Consider the following 17,387-nt stretch of genomic DNA (forward strand, 5'->3'; position numbering starts at 1 on the left):
CTCCCGGTGAAGGAAGCTCTGACCGACGGAACGACTAGGTGTCGGTCATCGGGCAGAACACCGGCGGCATCTTGGGCTCCCTGCTGTTCCGGCTCACACTGGTGTGAGCGAGGAGCGTTGGAGAAATCGGAGAGAGGTACGGTCATGAGTCGCTTCGCTTTGGCGATCGACCAAGGGACAACGAGCACGCGAGCCGTGATCTTCGACCGCGAGAGCAATGTCATCGCGATGGATCAGCGCGAGCATCAGCAGATTTACCCGCAACCGGGATGGGTCGAACACGATCCGATGGAGATTCGGGAACGCACGCAGCAGGTGGTGCGAACCGCTCTCGAGCGTGCGGGGATCGGTGGGGGTGACATCGCGGCTGTCGGGATCACCAACCAGCGCGAGACGTCCGTGGTCTGGAATCGCCATACGGGCCAGCCGTACAGGAACGCCATCGTGTGGCAAGATACTCGCACCGATCAACTGTGTGCCCAGCTGGAGCGCGACGGGTATGGTCCCATGTTCCGTGAGCGGACCGGCTTGCCGATCAGCACCTACTTTTCCGGTCCCAAGATCCGCTGGCTCCTGGAGAGTGATCCGGAAATCCGCGCTGCGGCCGAGAAGGGGGATGCGCTCTTCGGCAATATCGATACGTGGCTGATCTGGTGGCTGACCGGCGGGCCGAACGGTGGGGCACACGTCACGGACGTCTCCAATGCGAGCCGGACCATGCTGATGAACTTGCAGACGTTGGACTGGGATGACGAACTCCTCCGCGCCCTGCAGATCCCCCGCCAGATGTTGCCGGCTATCCGGTCCTCGTCCGATCCGAACGCCTACGGGTACACGGTAGCCGACGGTCCGCTCGGTGCGCGGGTTCCGGTGTGCGGGGATTTGGGTGACCAGCAAGCGGCACTCGTCGGACAAGCAGGCCTCAAGCCGGGAATGGCTAAGAATACCTACGGCACTGGTTGTTTCGTTTTGCTCAACACCGGGACGGAGATCGTCCCGTCCAAGTACGGTTTGCTGACGACGGTCGCGTACCGTTTCGGGGATGGCCCCTGCGTGTATGCGCTGGAGGGATCGATCGCGATCACCGGTGCGCTGGTCCAGTGGCTACGCGACAATCTGGGGCTGATCAGCCAATCAGCCGAGGTCGAGGAACTCGCACGCTCGGTCGAGGACAATGGCGGGATCTACTTCGTTCCCTTCTTCTCCGGTGCCTTCGCGCCGTACTGGCGAGCTGATGCGCGAGGGGTGATCGTCGGTTTGACCCGCTTCGTCAATCGGGGGCATGTGGCGCGGGCAGCGCTGGAGGCGACGGCCTACCAGACGCGCGACGTCGTCGATGCGATGGTGGCGGACTCGGGGATCGAGCTGGCAGAGCTGCGCGTCGATGGCGGCATGGTGCAAAACGAACTTTTGATGCAGTTCCAGGCGGACATACTGGGTGTACCGGTGATCCGTCCGGTCGTGACGGAGACGACCTCGCTCGGCGCGGCTTACGCGGCCGGGCTGGCGGTCGGCTACTGGGCAAACGAGCAGGAAATCGCCCAATACTGGAAAGAGGCCAGGCGCTGGAATCCACAGATGGGAGCTGAACAGCGCGACGCGCTTTACCGAGGCTGGAAGAAAGCTGTCGAGCGGAGCTTTGGTTGGGTGGAGCTGTAGCCCGCGTGCCTGCACGATGTCCCCGAGCGATCGACCAGCGATGGCAGCAGCGGTGCCGTTCGGTCGCCCGCGATGGCGGTCAGGCGAAACGCGCGCGACGAGGTTTGCCGACCGGATGATGAGCGGTGGCGATCGCGGACCCGTCTGCGACCGAGCCTGCGCCCTGTCCGCTGGAAGTGGATCGAAGAGAATACCAGACGTCGACTCGCCGAACGGACGGCGAGACGGCTGTCATCATCGTCGCAGCGTGGGCTCCGCCGGCGAAACTGTCCTCACGCGCGCGATCCGATCGGCTCCAGGAACAGGGTCGCCTGGCGATTCCAGTCGCTCTGCGGGTACCGGTCCTCGAGCCGCACGCACTGGGCCTGGAGTTCCGCGGGGAGCGATGCGATGTCGGGCCAGTCGACCTCGATCAGATTGCCAGCTGGGTCGCGCACGTAGAGCTGGACGTTCCCGTTGGGCAACTGGACGAGGAAATGCGTGAAGGTATCGCCGTCCAGGCAGCCGCGGGCGCGTGCCTTCTCGTAGACCGTGACGAGATCGTCAACGGTCAGTGCGAAATGCGCGTAGCGGCGTGCTTCTTCCGGTCGTTCGAAGATGTGGAGCTGGAGGTCACCGACCCGCAGCCATTGCACCGGATGCCCGAAATTGGGTGTTGGGATCCGCTCCAGACCGAAGACCTCTTCGTAGAAACGCACCGACTCCTCGAGATGCTCAGCGACGATGCTGACGTGGTTCAGGCTCCGTGTAGCCATTGGGCCTGCTCCCTCTGGTTCCGTCATCCACCCGACGCTCAGAAGCACCTGAAGCGTAGCACGGAGCAGAGGGCCGGCGGAAGCAGGCTGGGAGACGCGCGTCAGTGTCTTCTTGGTCAACGACGGCTCGAGAGGACACGACCGGTGATCCAGGCGATGACGATAGCCAGGAAGAGCACGATGAAGCGCATGATTTCCGCGCTTCCGAGGGACGGAGGGAAGACCACCGGGGTCGACTCTGAGCCGGGTAGCGCGGCGATGACGACCAGCGCGACGCCGACAGCGAGGATGAGGGCGAGGATCGCGGAGCAACCGACTGCGATCCCCTCGAGGAGGTAACGCAACATGGGGATCGTTCCCTTTCCTGTCCCGCTGGAATGGTAACAGGCGGGACGGACAGCAGCCCAACCGGGGCATCCTCGCTCCGCGTCTCGGGGCTCGGTCCGGCCGTGCCGGTCGTTCTCAGTGGCCGGGTTCGGCTCGTATCCGTGACCCATCTCGACCGCTCGCCGAGATGAGCCAAAGATGCCAGCATCGGCGAGCGGACGGCTCGCTGCTCTCACCCTCAGGAGCGGCTGACGGTCCGGAGTCCATCAGCGAAGACGGTCAGCGCGCGCTCGAGTTGCTCCCACGTGATGGTGAGCGGCGGTTGGAAGCGGACCACGTTCCCCTCTTGCCCGCCGACCCCGATGAGGACCCCGTGCTCGCGGCAGTAGGCGCGCAAGGCTGCGGCTTGCTTGGCCGCTGGCTGCTTGGTCCGGCGATCACTGACCAGTTCCACACCGATCATCAGGCCGAGCCCGCGTACGTCGCCGATCAGCTCGTGCTCGGCAGCCAGTTCCCGGAGTTGTGCGAGTGCCTGTTCACCCTTGCGAGCCGCTTGACCTGGCAGGTCCTCCTCCAGCATGACCTCGATGTTCGCCAGCGCTGCCGCGCAGGATACCGGGTTACCGCCGAAGGTCGAGAGGTGCTCGCCGGGCTGGAAGGCGTCGGCGATCTCGGCGCGGGCGATGCAGGCCGAGAGCGGGAAGCCATCGGCGATCCCCTTGGCCATCACCATGATGTCCGGCTCGACGCCGTAATGCTCGATGGCGAAGAGCTTGCCGGTGCGACCGAAGCCGCTTTGCACCTCGTCGACGATGAACAAGATGCCGTAGCGATCGAGCACCTCTTTGACGTAGCGAAAGTAATTGGCTGGCGGCACGATGATGCCGCCCTCGCCCAGCACCGGCTCGGCGATGAAGGCCGCGACGTTGCCGGACGTTTGGTACTTGATCGCCCACTCGACCATGTCCGCGCAGCGCTGGGCGAGGACTTCCGGATCGTCGGTCCCGAAGGGATTACGGTAGAGGTAAGGTGCCGGAGCGAACGCGACGCCGGGAAGGTACGGTCCGCCGCGCTTCTTGCGCAGCATGTTGCCGGTGACCGAAAGCGTACCGACCGTTCGACCGTGGAAGGAGTGGGTCAGCGCGATGAACTCGTTGCGTCCAGTGTAGGCCTTGGCCATGCGGAGCGCCGTCTCGATCCCCTCGGCCCCGCTGTTGCCGAAGAACGTCTTCTTGAGTGCACCCGGCGTGATTTGGGCGAGCCGCTCGGCCAGATCGGCGACCACCGGAACGTGATAGACGTAGCTGGCGGCATGCACCAGCTTGTCGGCCTGCGCTTTGGCTGCGGCGACTACTTTGGGATGGCAATGACCAGCATTGGTGACCGCGATTCCGGCGAAGCAGTCGATATACTCGCGTCCTGAGGTGTCGACGACGGTCGCACCGCTGGCGCGCTCCACCACGACCGGCTCCACTGCTGCCACGAAGCTGGTGCAGACATACTCGCGATACTTCTGGATCGTTTCCATCGGCAGCTCCCCTCGGTTTCCGGATCCGAACCGGCAAAAACGTTCCTGTTCGCTCGACTCATTCTACCCGACGGGCACAGCCCGTCTTCAACCGGAGAGTCAGGAGCATGGTAGCATCGTCGAAGCGTGGGGGGAGCCGATGGCAGCACATGGCGGACAACCAGTGTGGAGGGAGCAGAGGGGCATCCTCCACTCGTTGCGAACATATCCAGCGTTCCGGCTCTTGTTCGGGACGACCCTGACGACGAACGCTGCTTTCTGGATGTGGTCGCTCCTGATCGGCTGGCTGGCTCTGGTCCTCACCGATTCCCCTTTCTTCGTCGGCTTGACCGGTTTTCTCAACGGCATCCCGATGCTCCTGGTCAGCCTGCCGGCGGGAGTACTGATCGATCGGCTCGATCGCCGCCTGGTGCTGTTCGTGGCTCAAGTGGTGGTCGCACTGGCCACTGTCAGTCTCGTGCTGCTGCTCTGGCTGGAGCGATTGACACCTTGGCAGTTGCTCCTGGCGGCGTTCGTCTCCGGGGCGGGTATGGCAGTCGTTTTCACGACGAGGAGTGCCTTGGTCGCCAACCTGGTCGGGCGCGAGGCGCTGGCCAATGCGGTTGCATTGATCTCGACTGCGCAGAATGCGCCTCGCATCGTCGGCCCGGCACTGGCTGGGCCGCTCGTCAGCGCCTTCGGTTTGACGGGAGCCTTCGCGGTCTGCGCGCTGTTTCAGGTTGCGTCGGTCGGTATCACGTGGCGCTTGCCGGCCGTGCGACCCTCGGGTAACCGGTCGCCGTTTTGGGGAGCGTTCGTCGAGGGTCTGGTGACGGTCTGGCGTCGCGAACAGCTCCTCGCCTTGATGGCGCTGGCGACCTTACCAACGCTGCTCATTTTCCCTTACATGAACCTTTTGCCGGTTTTCGCGCGGGACGAGCTCAGGTTAGGGGCGACCGGACTGGGCGTGCTGATGGCACTGAACGGGCTCGGTGCGGTCATCGGATCGGTCGCGGTCGCTGCCCGGCGAGAGTGGGGGGAATCGCCGCGCGTGCTCGTGGCGACGGTGCTGCTGTTCGCGGCAGCGGTGTTCGCCTTTGCGCAGACGAGCGTGCCCTGGCTCGCGGCGGCGTTCCTCTCGATCGCCGGGGTGATGGGCGCAGTCTACATGGCGACGACGAATACGTTGCTGCAGTTGGCCGTGGAGGACGAGATCCGCGGTCGCGTGCTGAGCGTCTATCTCTTGACCTGGGGGCTGCTCCCGATCGGGACATTGCCGGCCGGAGCGGTGGCTGACCATTGGGGTGCGCCGCTGGCGGTGAGCCTGCTGGTCGTGCTGGCGGTTCTCGCTATCGGAGCGGTGGCGCTCCGCTTCCCGCTGCTTCGCCGATCGTCGCTCGTTTCCGAGCAGCGTTTTTCGGCCGGCACTGGCCGGTCATGAGGGTGCCGAACGATGCGGTGGGTGATTCCTCGCCCGTGGGTGGTACGCCAGCCGGCGCTGCGTGCGGTGCTGGGCTTGACGCTGCTCGCTGGCTTGGTGACCGGGGTCGTCGTCCCGTTTCTCTCCCTGGTGGCCCGCGAGAAAGGAGCCTCCTACGGGGCAGTCGGCCTCATGGCATCCGGCTTCCTCCTGGCGCAACTTGTGTTTCAGTTTCCGGCCGGGGCGCTGGCCGATCGGATCGGGCGAGCCAAGCCGGTGGCCGCTGGTTTGGCGATCGAGGGGCTGGCCACAGCTGGCTTTGCATTCGTCGAGGCTCCGAGCAGCTTCGTTGCCCTGCGTGTCCTGCAAGGGGTGGGACTGGCGCTGATCTATCCGGCGGTCCGGGCGCTTATCGCCGACCTGACGCCACTGGAGCGGCGTGGCGAGGCGTATGCGGCCTTCTGGGGTGTCCTCAATGTCGGGTGGCTGCTCGGGCCGGCTGTCGGCGGGCTCTTGGCTGCGGTCGTCGGGAAGACACCGCTCGTGGTGGCGAGCGGTCTGGGTGAAGCCGCGCTGGCCCTCCCGGCTTGGCTCGCCTTCCGGCGTTTTCGCTTGCCGGAACCGAAGAGGAAAGCAGACCCGCTGGGCAGCCAGCGAAGGGCGCGCCTCCTGGGCACGGCACTCGTGGCAGCGATGCTGCTGGCCTTCGGCTTCGAGGTGCCGGTCGGCATCTTCACGGGAATCTGGAGCATCTATCTCAGCGAGATCGGAGCCTCCGAGTTGGAGTTGGGGCTCTCGTATACGGCCTTCTCGGTGGCCAATCTCGTCACGCTCCCGCTGGGTGGGAAACTGGCCAACCGGCGGCCGCGCTGGCGGCGGGTATTGGGCCTGGCGGCCCTGCTCGGTATCGTCGTGCTCGGATACGGTATCCCCTCGGTGCCGATCGTCCTGCTGCTCGGTGCACTGGAGGGGGCGATCGCTGGGCTGTTGACACCGACGGTGGATGCCTATCTTTCGGGGATCGCCGGTGCTCAGCAGCAGGGCCGGGTGCAGGGGGCGTACACGACAGCCGGCATGAGCGGGGCAGCGTTGAGTGCACTGGGAAGTTCGGTCCTCTATTCCTGGGGACACTGGGTGCCTTTCCTGGTGGCGGGGACAGCGCTGGCGAGCCTGGCAGTACCCGCAGCCCTTCTCATGCGGCGGACCGAGCAACGGGCCGTCCGAGAAGCCGCTGTCGAAACGGTCGTCCAGTGACACGGAAAGGATAGGGGTGTGCGGCGAGTCGCAGTCCCATTCATCGTCTATTGGGGTGATGCGGATCCGGGTGAGCTCATCTTCTATCCGAACGTGTTCCGCTACGTCATGCAAGCAGAACATGCCTTGTTCTGGGGACTCGGCTACACGCGGCAGAAAATGCAGGAGTGGGGGGTAGTCAATCCACGCGTGCATGTGGAGGCCGATTACCATCGGCCGCTCTGGGTGCACGATCGTGGCGTCTGCCGCTTGTGGGTGAGCAAGCTCGGCCGCTCGTCTCTCCGGCTCGACTTCGCGCTGGTCAAGGACGGCGAGGACGAGCCGGCCGTCACCGGTCATCTCGTACAGGTCTTCGTCGACGCGCGCACGATGCGTCCGGTGTCTATACCGGAAGAACTGCGAGAGGCACTGGCAGCGGAGGAGCCGGCGGGTGAGGCTGCCGACTCGCGAGGTGCCGAATAGCGTCGCGGCACTCGTGGTATCCTCGTGGGTCGGAATGCGGGAGGAGCGAGGATGGCGGGGAAGCCGCGTGCGTTCTCGGGAATCCAGCCGACCGGTGGCATCCACCTGGGGAACTATCTCGGGGCGATCCGGAACTGGGTGCTGCAGCAGGATCAGTATGACAATATCTTCAGCATCGTCGACCTGCACGCGATGACGATCCCCTACGATCCGCGTGAGCTCCGGCAACGGACGCTCGAGGTGGGGAGCGTGCTCCTGGCAGCCGGGATCGATCCGGAGCGCTCGATCCTGTTCGTGCAGTCCGACGTGCGCGAACACACGGAACTGTGCTGGATCCTGGGCACGTTGGCGACGTTCGGTGAGCTGCGGCGGATGACGCAATTCAAGGAAAAGTCGAAGGGGAACGAGCGCGTCGGGGCAGGGCTGTTCTTCTATCCGGTGCTCCAAGCAGCGGACATCTTGCTCTACGACGCAGCGGTCGTCCCCGTCGGTGAAGACCAAAAGCAGCACATCGAGCTGACGCGCGACTTGGCTATCCGCTTCAACAATACGTTCGGCGAGACGTTCGTCGTCCCGGAGCCGGATATCAAGCCGGCTGGGGCGCGCATCATGTCGTTGACTGATCCGCTCAAGAAGATGAGCAAGAGCGACCCGGATCCGGACAGCCGCATCGAGTTGCGGGATCCGCCGGAGGTGATCCGTCGCAAGATCCGCAAGGCAGTGACCGACTCGGAGACGGTGATCCGCTACGACGAAGAGCGAAAGCCAGCGATCTCCAACCTGCTCACGATCTATTCGCTCCTCTCCGGTATTCCGATCCCGGAACTGGAAGAGCGGTATGCCGGGAAAGGATACGGGCAGTTCAAGCAGGACCTGGCTGAGGTGATCATCCAGGCGCTGGCACCGATCCAACAGCGACTGGAGGAACTGGTCGCCCAGCCCGGGATCGTGATCCGCACGCTTCAAGAGGGCGCCGCCAAGGCGCGGGAACTCGCTTCGGCCAAGATGGCACTCGTGCGCGAGCGGTGCGGACTCGGACTTCCACCGCTGGACTGAGCGGGGAGCGCGTAATGGGCGGAGCGTCATCGGTCAGTGTCGTCCAGTGGGATGTGCTCCCGGTGGAGTCCCCTCGCCCCGGTATCTTCCGGCAGACGCTGCACGGAGACCGGCAGACCGTGGTTCGCTACCGGTATGCTCCCGGATCGGTCTTTCCAGTTCATGCGCATCCCGAGGAGCAGGTGACGATGGTGCTGCGCGGGACGCTGGCGCTGGAGGTCGCGGGTAAGGAGTCGATCTGCGGACCTGGCACCGTCGTGGTCATCCCCGGTGGAGTACCCCATGGCGCACGTGTCGTGGGTGAAGAAGAGGTGGAGACGCTGAATACGTTCGTGCCGCGGCGCACGAGCGCGCCGTGAGCGGAGCGAAAGGAGCGAGGACATGGCGGTCGAATCGATGGTCAAGAAGCTGAAGCGGCAAGCTGCCAAGCGTGTCAACCAGCGGCTCAAGCAGCCCAAGCACAGTGTGCCACACCGCTACCCGTTCAAGTATCGCCAGACGTCGCGGGGACGTGTGCCGTTGACCGACGAGGATGCTCTCGCGATGATCCGCTGGCGAGCAGCGCGGCGGGCACGCAAGACACAGGCCGAACAAAAGGTCTGAAAGCCTCCCGCTCCTCGCCGGTGTTCGTCGAGCTCTGCCCGGACCTCATTCGGGCAGGGCTTCAGCTCTGTCCGGGGGTGCCGAGTGGGGAACGCTCCGGAGCTCGTGCGTCTTCGGGTGATATTGCCCGGCCAGATCGTCCTCGTGGACGAGCGGTCGGATGCCGGAAAGATAGGCAGCCCGGCCGAGCAAGTGCGCGGCGAGCGGGGTGGTCAACAGGAAGAAGAGACTCACCAACAGGGCGTGGAGCAGCGCAGAGAGATTCCCGAGGAGCAGACCGGTCGCCGCCACGATCAAGAGGATGCCCAGGGTCCCCGCCTTGGCCGCAGCCTGCATGCGGGTGTAGAAGTCCGGCATCCGCAGAAGGCCGATGCCAGCGATCACCATGAGGAGCGCGCCGATCAGCGCCAGTAGACCAGCTAGCACGGTCATGGTTCGCGCGTCCTCCGCTCGATGAGCGAGGCGAAAGCGACCGTGCTCAAGAACGCGATGAGGGCGAGCACGATCGCGATGTCGACGATCGAGAGGAGTTCGAGCGTCGCACCGAGCAGGAGCAGTAAGCCGACGACTAACGAGGCCATGAAGTCGAGCGCGATGACGCGGTCCGGAATGGTGGGGCCACGGACTACCCGGACGAGGGCGAGCAGAAGTCCCACCGTGAGCAGAAGCATGCTGAGCGCGATAAGAGGAGAGACACCGGAAAAGCCGATCAGTCGCTCGCTCATCGCAGAACCTCCAGGAGGCGAGCTTCCAGACCACGCTTCACTTCGGTCAGGAATGTCTGCCGATCGCGGGCGTACATGGCGTGGACATAAAGTGTTCGGCGGTCGGCCGAGATGTCCAGTGAGAGGGTCCCCGGAGTGAGCGTGAGAAAGTTCGCCAAGAGCGTGATCTCGGTCTCGGTGGCAGCATCGAGCGGGACAGCGATGATACGGGGAGTGGCTCGCAGGCGCGGAGTGAGCGAGTCGTAGGCGATCTGAAGAGAACTCAGGAGGAGTTCCGCAAAGAAAAAAGCGATGAAGCGCAGCCCACGCAGGATGCGTCCGCTGTACTGTGCCGTGCCCCAGAGTGGCTCGAGCGTGGCGAGCACGAGAAATCCGAGCACGTAGCCGAGTAGCAGTTGGGGAACGGTGAAGCGGCCGACTGCCATAGCCCAGACGAGGGCGAGCAGAAGATTGAGCAGGAACAGCGTCACGGTGCACCTCCGATCGATGCGAGTGCTGGTGATCCGAGCTGGCCGAGCACGGCTCGCTGGTAGATCTGAGGATCGAGCAGTTGGTCTGCTGCGCGAGTCGCCAAAACCAGGAGCGGCTCACTGGCGGTGCCGAGCAGGACCGTCACTGCCGCGAGCACGAGGACTGGCAGCAGGAGGAGGGTTGAGAGTGGCTGGCGAGGCGGATCCTCGACCGGTCGCGGTTTCCAGAAAGCCTCGTTCCAGATCTTGAGCATGGAGAGAAGAGTGAACAAGCTCACGATGACGGCGATGGCAGTCGCCCAGTAGGCACCCGCGGCCAGTCCAGCGCGGATGACGAGCAGCTTGGCCAGGAAGCCGGAGAGCGGTGGAAGACCGGCCAAGGAGAACGCGGGAACTAAAAAGAGGAGTCCGAGCCAGGGACGAGCACGGTAGAGGGCGCCGAGGTCGCTGAGCCGGCTGCTCCCGCCGAGTCGTTCGATCAGGCCGCCGATGAGAAACAGGTTCGTCTTCACCACGATGTGGTGGACCAGATAGAAGACGCTGCTGGCGAGACCGAGCGGGGTCAGCAGCGCAAGGCCGAAGATCATGTAGCCGATCTGGCTGACGATATGAAAGGAGAGGATGCGACGGACATCCTGCTGGGCCAATGCGCCCAGCACACCGGTCAGCATGGTCAGGGCGGCGCAGACCAAGAGGAGACGATGCGACCAACCCGGATCGTGAACGAAGAGGAGCGTGAAGATGCGAATGAGCGAGTACACACCGACCTTGGTCAGGAGACCAGCGAAGAGTGCGGAGACCGGCACCGGTGGCGTGTGATAGGAAGCAGGGAGCCAGAAGAAGAGCGGGAAGACCGCGGCCTTGATGCCGAAGGCGATGCCGAAGAGCACAGCGAGAAGATCCAGCACGAGCGGGTCGATGCCGAGTACCGCTCGGCTCAGGTGGGCGAAGTTGAGCGTGCCAGTCACGCCGTAGAGGACGCCGACCGCACTCAGGAAAAAGGCGGAGGCGAGCAGGTTCAAGGCGACGTACTTGAGTCCACCTTCGACCTGCCCTCGCTCGGCACCGAGGACGAGCAACACGAACGAGGACATGAGCAGGATCTCGAACCAGACGTACAAGTTGAAGATGTCGCCAGTGAGGAACGTGCCGTTGACGCCGAAGAGCAAGGCGAAAATGAGCGGATAGTACCCGAGGCGCTCGCGGGCGGGATCGATCCAGGCGGTGGAATAGAGCACGGTCGCCCAGGCGACGAGCGTGCAGACGAGCAGCATGAGTACGCTGAGCAAATCGGCCACCAAGACGATTCCGTAGGGCGGTGGCCAAGAACCGATCGCGACGACGAGGAGTCCATCCCGCGCCACCTGCAGGGTCAACCCGCTGACGAGCACGAGGAGAACGGTTGCGCTCGTGATAGCCACGAAGTGGCTCGCTCGACGGTTGTGGCGAGTCACGAAGAGGAGGAGGCTCGAGCCGAGCGGTAGCAGGAGCGGGAGACTCAGGAGGAGACCCATGCGCGCTCCTCCTCTCCCCGAACCAAGCCGTCCTCCTCGTCTGCCGTGATCGGGCGATGAGCGGGCGCCGGTACCTCACCGAGCCGGTCAGTCGCCGTCAGGTCGTCCAAGTCATCAGTGCGGAGCGCCCGGTACGTCCGGTAGACGAGCGCGACCGCGAAGACCAGCACACCGAAACTGATGACGATGGCTGTCAGGATGAGTGCTTGCGGAAGCGGGTCGGCGCTTGGTAACGAGACTGTCGTTCGACCCTCCGGGACGAGGGGCGGACGCCCGCGCACGAGGCCTCCGGCAAGGAAGATCAGAAGATTCGCCCCGTTTCCCAACAAGATCAGGCCGACGAGCATCTTGACGATGCTGCGGCGCAACAAAAGGTACAACCCAGCGCCGTACAGGACACCGATCATCGCGACGAAGAAAAGTTCCATCGTTCACTCCTCAGCGAAAGCGAAGAGCATGGTCAACGTCGCGCCGATGACTGTCAGGTACACCCCGATATCGAAAAGGAGCGGTGTGCCGAGATCGACGCGGAGATTGCCGGGAAGAGGCACGCCGATCCAGAGGCCGGTGAGGAAGGATGTCCTGTTGATCCAGGCGAAGAGCCCGCTCGCCGCGGCGAACGCGAGGCCAATGGCGACCAACGTCAGTGGTTGCACGCGGAGGAGTCGCTGGGCTGTGCGCAGGCTATAACCGAAAGTGAGGAGGGCGAAGCCGGTCGATGCGATCAAACCACCAGCGAAGCCGCCACCTGGCTCGTGATGTCCGCGCAACAGCAGGAAGAGGCTGAAAAGCAAGAGAAGCGGTGAGATCCAGCGGACGGCTGTTCGCAAGATGATCGAGGGAAGGGTACTCACGTTCCTTCCTCCTTCTGCCGACGCCGGTAAAGCAAGGCTGTCACTCCGAGACCGGCCAAGCCCAGCACGGTGATCTCACCGAGCGTGTCCAGGGCACGGAAATCGACCAGGATGACATTGACCACGTTCCGCCCGTGTGCCGCCGGGTAGCTCTGCTCGAGGAAGAAGGTCGAAATGCGCTCGCGAGCCGGGGAACCGATCATCAGGAACGCGAAAAGGCTCATCGTCATCCCAAAAAGCATGGCGACGATCGCATCGCGGACACGGGCGCGGGTCGTCGAGAGGCGGGCATAACGCGGCAAGCGATAGAAGGCGAAGACGAGGAGCACGACGGTCAAGGTATCGACGAGGACTTGCGTGATCGCCAGATCCGGTGCGCTGAAGCGCGCATAGAGCACGGCGAGGCTGAAACCGAGAGCACCGAGCGCCGCAATGGCAGCGAGTCGCTCGGTCGCGCGGACTGCCACGAGCGCGGCCACGAGGATGATGAGCGCTAAGCTCGCGTCGACGACATCGATCGCTGACAGGTGTGGAGGAGACCAGTGGGCGAGGAGTTCGGCACGGTATCGGCCCACGGTGAGCAGCGAGAGTGAGACGAGCGTCAACACTGTGACCATGACGTAGACGCGCAAGTAGCCGCTCTGCAGCAGTCGGGTCTGCCGGATAGCCACGCTGTTGATGACCGCCAGTGTTCGGAAGTACCAGCTCTCGCTCCCCCACGCCGCCAGAGCTCCGGCTGTTGGGCTCCACGATTCAGTCGTGCGGAGGCGATCGCCGAGTCGGAGCGCGATCGGCCAGCTGACGGCGAGCGCTCCGCCGAGCAGCAGGACGAGCAGGCTCAGGCCGAGTGCAGGGGTGAGGCCGTGCCACAGGGCGAGCTTGACGCTGGTTGGCTCATGGCCCGACAGGCTGGCGACGACCGCACTCGCCAGTGGGCCGAGGGAACTAGTGAGAAGACCGGAAAGGGACGCGGCGGCACCCAGCAGCGCGGGTGCGGTCAGGAGCTGCCAGGCTGGAGCGTGGGCGTGCTCGGGAGCCGTCCTCGGCTGGCCGACAAAGGGTCGCAAAAGGAGCCAAGCGACTGCTGTCTGTCCACTGAGCGCGGCGAGCAGAACGAGCAGGCCTGGGAGTGGCAGCTCGTTCCAGGACGTTTCGAGAACGAGTTCCTTGGCGACGAAAGAAAGCGTCGGCGGAAGGCCAGCGGCAGCCAGGACGACGAGTCCGGCGACGATGGCGAGTCCGGGAAAAAGTCCAGCCAGTCCGCCGAGACGATCGAGCACCCGCTCGCCGGTCGCATGGTCGATGGCGCCAGCGAGCAGGAACGCTCCTCCCTTGTACAGCGCATGGGCGAGCAAGAAGAGGGCGAAGGGGAGCCAGCCGGGCTCGCCGAAGCTGAGCAGGAAGACGAGCGTCCCGAGCGCGCTGATCGTGCTGTAGGCGAGCAGCCGCTTGAGATCGCGCTGCTGGACCGCGAGCAGCGCGCCGACCAGGGCAGTCGCGCCGCCGAGCACGCCGAGGCTCGGTTGCCACCAGGGGTGCTCGCCGAACGCGGGAGTCATTCGCGCCAGCAAGTAGACGCCGGCCTTGACCATGGTTGCCGAATGGAGATAAGCGCTCACTGGAGTGGGAGCCTCCATGGCGTTGGGAAGCCAGAAGTGCAACGGGACCTGAGCCGACTTGGCTGCAGCACCGAGCAGAATCAGGAGGAAAGCGGTCGTGACCAGCCCGTCGGCATCAAGAGGCCCCTGGGCCAGGATTTCGCTCAGTCGCAGGCTGCCGGTGCGCTGCACCAGGATGAGGAGGCCGGTCAAGAGGGCGAGCCCACCGCTTCCGGTGACGATCAAGGCCTGCGTCGCACTCGTCCGTGCTCGCTCCCGTTCGTTTTCCAAACCGATGAGGAAGAACGAAGTGATGCTGGTGAGTTCCCAGAAGACGAACAGGAGAATCACGTCATCGGCGAGCACCAAGCCGAGCATCGCTGCCTCGAAGGCGAGGAATGCGACCCAAAAGGCCCGGCGGCGCGGATGATGTTCGAGGTACGCGACCGAATAGAGCGCGATGAGTGCACCGATGCCAGTGACGAGGAGCGCGAACAGGAGTCCCAGCCCATCCAAGCGGAGCGTGAGATCTGCCCCGAGCGTGGGGAGCCACGAAATCGTTTCGACGCGTGTCGGTCCGTGTGTCACCGCCGGGAGCTGGCTCGCGTACCAGCCGAAGAGCACGAACGAGGTGAGTGCCGCCAAATACCCGAAGCGGGCAGCGAGCCGATCCCCGAGCCAGGGGGCGAGGAACGCCAGAATGAACAACGACGCGAGACCAGCGAGCACGAACCCTCCTCTGACGCTCGTTCCGTCGGCGTGCGATGGTGCGTTCGAGAGGCTCGCTGCTCCCTGCCTGTGGTGCCCGAGCCTCCTCGCGGGGCGACCGCTCACCACGCAGCGGCCGCCTCGCGGGAAGACCCGACACGGGGAACTCCGTGCACGGTCGCCCGCCAGTGTATCGTGGAGAGAATGCGCCGGGCAAGAATGGGTGGCAGCGAAGCAGGCAAGCCATCGGAGCATGCTCCCCTCGGAGAAGCCCAACGCCGTACACTGCTCGTGGCGCGTGGCTCGCCGGGTGAGCATCGACGAGGAAGCGGGGAGGGGAGTCGATCATGCTGCGTCAGATCGATCATCTGGTCGTTTTGGTGCCGGACCTCGAGGCTGCCATCCAGGAGTATCGTGGAGCAGGTTTCACGGTCGTGCCGGGTGGAACACATCCTACGGGAACGCACAATGCGCTGATCGGTTTCGGCGACGGCGCGTATCTGGAGCTCCTGGCCTTTTACGAGGACAATCCGGCTCACCGCTGGCACCGCTTTCGCGCTGCGGGAGGGGGGATCATCGATCTCTGCGTCCTGGTCGAGGGCATCGAGGCGGAATGCCAGCGACTCGAGCGAGCGGGTTTCACTTACCAGTTGGCGGCAGGGAGCCGGACGCGGCCGGATGGATTCACGATCGCGTGGAAGAACGCGACGCCCCCGGACGAGTTGACGGGTCAGCTACCGTTCCTGATCGAGGACGTGACGCCACGGCAAGAGCGCGTGCCGCATGGCCAGCAGGCGGAGCACCCGAACGGGGCCCGCGGTGTGGCTGAAGTGGTGATCGCTGTCCGTGACCTTGCGCCGGTCGTCAGTGCCTGGCGAGCGCTTCTCGAGGCTCCAGGGGAAGCAGCCGAGGATCCAATCTTGGGGACCCCCGTTCATCGCTTCGCTCTCGGCCCGCATCGCGTCTCGCTCGCGGCAGGCCCTCACCCGCTGATCGAAGAGCGGCTCGGGCGGGCAGGTCCGGGGCCGCTGCTCACGCGCCTGTGGGCCTGGACCACGGCAGACGTGACGCTGGGGTCGGCCCGCTTCGCCCTGCTGCAACTGGAGCGCTAGCGCTCCTCCCGCCCCATCCAGCGAGGGACAGCGATCGGTGGCTGATAGGTCAGGAGCGCCTCGACAGCCTCCTCGGGGTCATCGGTCACGATGAGGAGGCCAGCATGTTCGGGGGCGATGAACCCCTCGTCGATGGCATGGCGGACGCTCGCCAGAAGGTGACGGTAATAATCGCTCGAGTTGAGCAGGACGACCGGCTTGGTGTGGATACCGAGCTGTGCCCAGGTCACGATCTCGAAGAGTTCGTCGAGTGTGCCGAAACCTCCTGGCAGGGCGACGAAGCCATCAGCCAGGTCGGACATGAGGGCTTTGCGCTCGTGCATCGTGCGCACGATGTGGAGGCGCGTGAGGTTGGGGTGGGCGAACTCGCGGGCCATCAGGACTTCCGGGATGACACCGATCACTTCGCCGCCCGCTTCCAGTGCGGCATCGGCGACGACACCCATGAGGCCGATGCTGCCGCCGCCGTAGACGATGCCGATCCCGCGCTCGGCGAGCAGTCGGGCCAGGCGCTGCGCATGCAGCCGGTAAACAGGGCGATTGCCGAGGCGCGATCCACAAAAAACGCAGACACGCTCGAGCGGCACTCTCCGGTCTTCCATCGTTCTCGGGTTCCTTCCGTTTCGGGGGCGCGATGCCCCGGTCCGCTGAGTGTACCCTGCTGATCGCTCTCCTGAAAAGCCGTATCAGGATGCGTTGTCTCCCTAAGCGGATACGAGCATCTGCGAGGCACACGCGCTTTCTGGTAGACTGCGCAGGAGAACGAGGAGGATCGTTCCAGAATGGTGCAGGTCATCGATCCGATCCGCGACCGGGCCGGTCTCGAGCGGAAGCTGGCGACGACGTCCTATCACGTCGATCGGGAGCGTGCGCACATCTGGATCATCGATCCCGATGTCTGTCTCCAGTGCGAGCGGCAGCAATGCATCGTTTGCTGTCCGGCTGCGTGCTACACACCGCTCCCGGATGGCCGGGTCAAGTTCTCCCATGAAGGCTGCGTCGAGTGCGGGACCTGTCGGATCGTCTGTTACGAGTTCCGCAATATCGCCTGGACGTACCCGCGCGGTGGTTTCGGCGTCCAGTACCGGTACGGATGAAGGACGCGCTCCACCCTACCGAGTAGCGTTCGTACCGCGCTGTGTGACACCTGAGCTCGTCCGATCGCCACTGTTTCGACGGCGAGCTGACGCGACGCTCCAGCTCGTCGCGGTGGGTGTGCGACGAGCGGTTACCCCGATCCGATGGTCCTTCGCGATCACGCGCCGTGCGCAAGGCGAGGGTTCCTCCGCGAACGAGTCCTCCGTTCGGTGAGGTAACTCGCAGCTGGTCGGCTCGGAAATGCGACAGCGATGCCCGAGCATGC

General features: G+C 64.6%; 20 protein-coding genes. 9 read left to right on the plus strand and 11 right to left on the minus strand.

Features of this window, described 5'->3' with window-relative positions:
* Window positions 1-144 precede the first annotated feature (144 nt).
* Complete coding sequence (glpK, locus tag TRD_RS10825; RefSeq protein ID WP_041437276.1) at window positions 145-1,659, plus strand: glycerol kinase GlpK; 1,515 nt, start codon at window positions 145-147, stop codon at window positions 1,657-1,659.
* Between the two features lie 272 nt (window positions 1,660-1,931).
* On the opposite strand, the gene TRD_RS10830 is transcribed toward glpK, so the two are convergent.
* The 3 genes from TRD_RS10830 to TRD_RS10840 form a co-directional block, all read right to left on the minus strand.
* A complete protein-coding gene (locus TRD_RS10830; RefSeq protein WP_012642938.1) occupies window positions 1,932-2,414 on the minus strand; it encodes a VOC family protein in 483 nt (160 codons plus the stop codon).
* 116 nt (window positions 2,415-2,530) lie between these two features.
* Window positions 2,531-2,761, minus strand: a complete 231-nt coding sequence (locus tag TRD_RS13885) for a hypothetical protein (RefSeq protein WP_012642786.1) — start codon at window positions 2,759-2,761, stop codon at window positions 2,531-2,533.
* Between the two features lie 218 nt (window positions 2,762-2,979).
* The gene (locus TRD_RS10840) at window positions 2,980-4,269 is read right to left on the minus strand and encodes an aspartate aminotransferase family protein (RefSeq protein ID WP_012642705.1); all 1,290 of its coding nucleotides are present in this window, start codon (window positions 4,267-4,269) and stop codon (window positions 2,980-2,982) included.
* A 196-nt stretch (window positions 4,270-4,465) separates the two neighbouring features.
* Between TRD_RS10840 and TRD_RS10845 the strand changes: the two genes are divergently transcribed.
* From TRD_RS10845 to TRD_RS10870, 6 genes are read left to right on the plus strand one after another with little or no spacing between them, the layout of a single operon-like run.
* On the plus strand, window positions 4,466-5,689 hold the full coding sequence (locus tag TRD_RS10845; protein ID WP_169302310.1) for an MFS transporter: 1,224 nt from the start codon (window positions 4,466-4,468) through the stop codon (window positions 5,687-5,689).
* Window positions 5,690-5,701: 12 nt separating this feature from the next.
* Entirely contained in the window at window positions 5,702-6,922 is a 1,221-nt protein-coding gene (locus TRD_RS10850) for an MFS transporter (RefSeq protein WP_012642570.1), read from the plus strand.
* 18 nt (window positions 6,923-6,940) lie between these two features.
* The gene (locus TRD_RS13890; RefSeq protein ID WP_012642452.1) at window positions 6,941-7,384 is read left to right on the plus strand and encodes an acyl-CoA thioesterase; all 444 of its coding nucleotides are present in this window, start codon (window positions 6,941-6,943) and stop codon (window positions 7,382-7,384) included.
* Between the two features lie 51 nt (window positions 7,385-7,435).
* A complete protein-coding gene (gene trpS / locus TRD_RS10860) occupies window positions 7,436-8,440 on the plus strand; it encodes a tryptophan--tRNA ligase (RefSeq protein ID WP_012643253.1) in 1,005 nt (334 codons plus the stop codon).
* 14 nt (window positions 8,441-8,454) lie between these two features.
* Complete coding sequence (locus TRD_RS10865) at window positions 8,455-8,799, plus strand: cupin domain-containing protein (RefSeq protein WP_012642436.1); 345 nt, start codon at window positions 8,455-8,457, stop codon at window positions 8,797-8,799.
* A 22-nt stretch (window positions 8,800-8,821) separates the two neighbouring features.
* Window positions 8,822-9,043, plus strand: coding sequence for a hypothetical protein (locus TRD_RS10870; protein WP_012643263.1), 222 nt, complete (start codon window positions 8,822-8,824; stop codon window positions 9,041-9,043).
* Window positions 9,044-9,088: 45 nt separating this feature from the next.
* On the opposite strand, the gene mnhG is transcribed toward TRD_RS10870, so the two are convergent.
* The 7 genes from mnhG to mbhE are packed head-to-tail and all read right to left on the minus strand — an operon-like array spanning window position 9,089 to window position 14,933.
* Window positions 9,089-9,475, minus strand: coding sequence for a monovalent cation/H(+) antiporter subunit G (gene mnhG, locus TRD_RS10875; RefSeq protein ID WP_012642486.1), 387 nt, complete (start codon window positions 9,473-9,475; stop codon window positions 9,089-9,091).
* On the minus strand, window positions 9,472-9,768 hold the full coding sequence (locus TRD_RS10880) for a monovalent cation/H+ antiporter complex subunit F (protein WP_012642606.1): 297 nt from the start codon (window positions 9,766-9,768) through the stop codon (window positions 9,472-9,474). The genes mnhG and TRD_RS10880 overlap by 4 nt, the downstream gene beginning before the upstream one ends.
* Entirely contained in the window at window positions 9,765-10,238 is a 474-nt protein-coding gene (locus TRD_RS10885; RefSeq protein ID WP_012642700.1) for a Na+/H+ antiporter subunit E, read from the minus strand. Before TRD_RS10885 ends, TRD_RS10880 begins: the two co-directional genes overlap by 4 nt.
* On the minus strand, window positions 10,235-11,752 hold the full coding sequence (locus tag TRD_RS10890; RefSeq protein ID WP_012642787.1) for a Na+/H+ antiporter subunit D: 1,518 nt from the start codon (window positions 11,750-11,752) through the stop codon (window positions 10,235-10,237). The genes TRD_RS10885 and TRD_RS10890 overlap by 4 nt, the downstream gene beginning before the upstream one ends.
* Window positions 11,737-12,180, minus strand: coding sequence for a Na+/H+ antiporter subunit C (locus tag TRD_RS10895; RefSeq protein ID WP_012643138.1), 444 nt, complete (start codon window positions 12,178-12,180; stop codon window positions 11,737-11,739). Before TRD_RS10895 ends, TRD_RS10890 begins: the two co-directional genes overlap by 16 nt.
* 3 nt (window positions 12,181-12,183) lie before the next feature.
* Window positions 12,184-12,606 carry a Na+/H+ antiporter subunit B gene (locus TRD_RS10900; RefSeq protein ID WP_012642942.1) on the minus strand — a complete coding sequence of 141 codons (423 nt, stop codon included), beginning with the start codon at window positions 12,604-12,606 and terminating at the stop codon, window positions 12,184-12,186.
* Window positions 12,603-14,933: a hydrogen gas-evolving membrane-bound hydrogenase subunit E gene (gene mbhE, locus TRD_RS10905; RefSeq protein ID WP_012642401.1), complete on the minus strand. Its 2,331-nt coding sequence runs from the start codon at window positions 14,931-14,933 to the stop codon at window positions 12,603-12,605. The genes TRD_RS10900 and mbhE overlap by 4 nt, the downstream gene beginning before the upstream one ends.
* Before the next feature lie 326 nt (window positions 14,934-15,259).
* On the opposite strand from mbhE, the gene TRD_RS10910 reads away from it, so the two are divergent.
* Window positions 15,260-16,024, plus strand: coding sequence for a VOC family protein (locus TRD_RS10910; RefSeq protein ID WP_012642770.1), 765 nt, complete (start codon window positions 15,260-15,262; stop codon window positions 16,022-16,024).
* Here the strand turns inward: TRD_RS10910 and TRD_RS10915 are convergent.
* Window positions 16,021-16,626, minus strand: a complete 606-nt coding sequence (locus TRD_RS10915; RefSeq protein ID WP_012643188.1) for an LOG family protein — start codon at window positions 16,624-16,626, stop codon at window positions 16,021-16,023. The two genes, TRD_RS10910 and TRD_RS10915, sit on opposite strands and share 4 nt — an antisense overlap.
* Before the next feature lie 180 nt (window positions 16,627-16,806).
* On the opposite strand from TRD_RS10915, the gene TRD_RS10920 reads away from it, so the two are divergent.
* A complete protein-coding gene (locus TRD_RS10920; RefSeq protein ID WP_012642925.1) occupies window positions 16,807-17,121 on the plus strand; it encodes a ferredoxin family protein in 315 nt (104 codons plus the stop codon).
* Window positions 17,122-17,387 lie beyond the last annotated feature (266 nt).

Origin of the sequence: Thermomicrobium roseum DSM 5159 (assembly GCF_000021685.1) — a bacterium.
Taxonomy (GTDB): domain Bacteria; phylum Chloroflexota; class Chloroflexia; order Thermomicrobiales; family Thermomicrobiaceae; genus Thermomicrobium; species Thermomicrobium roseum.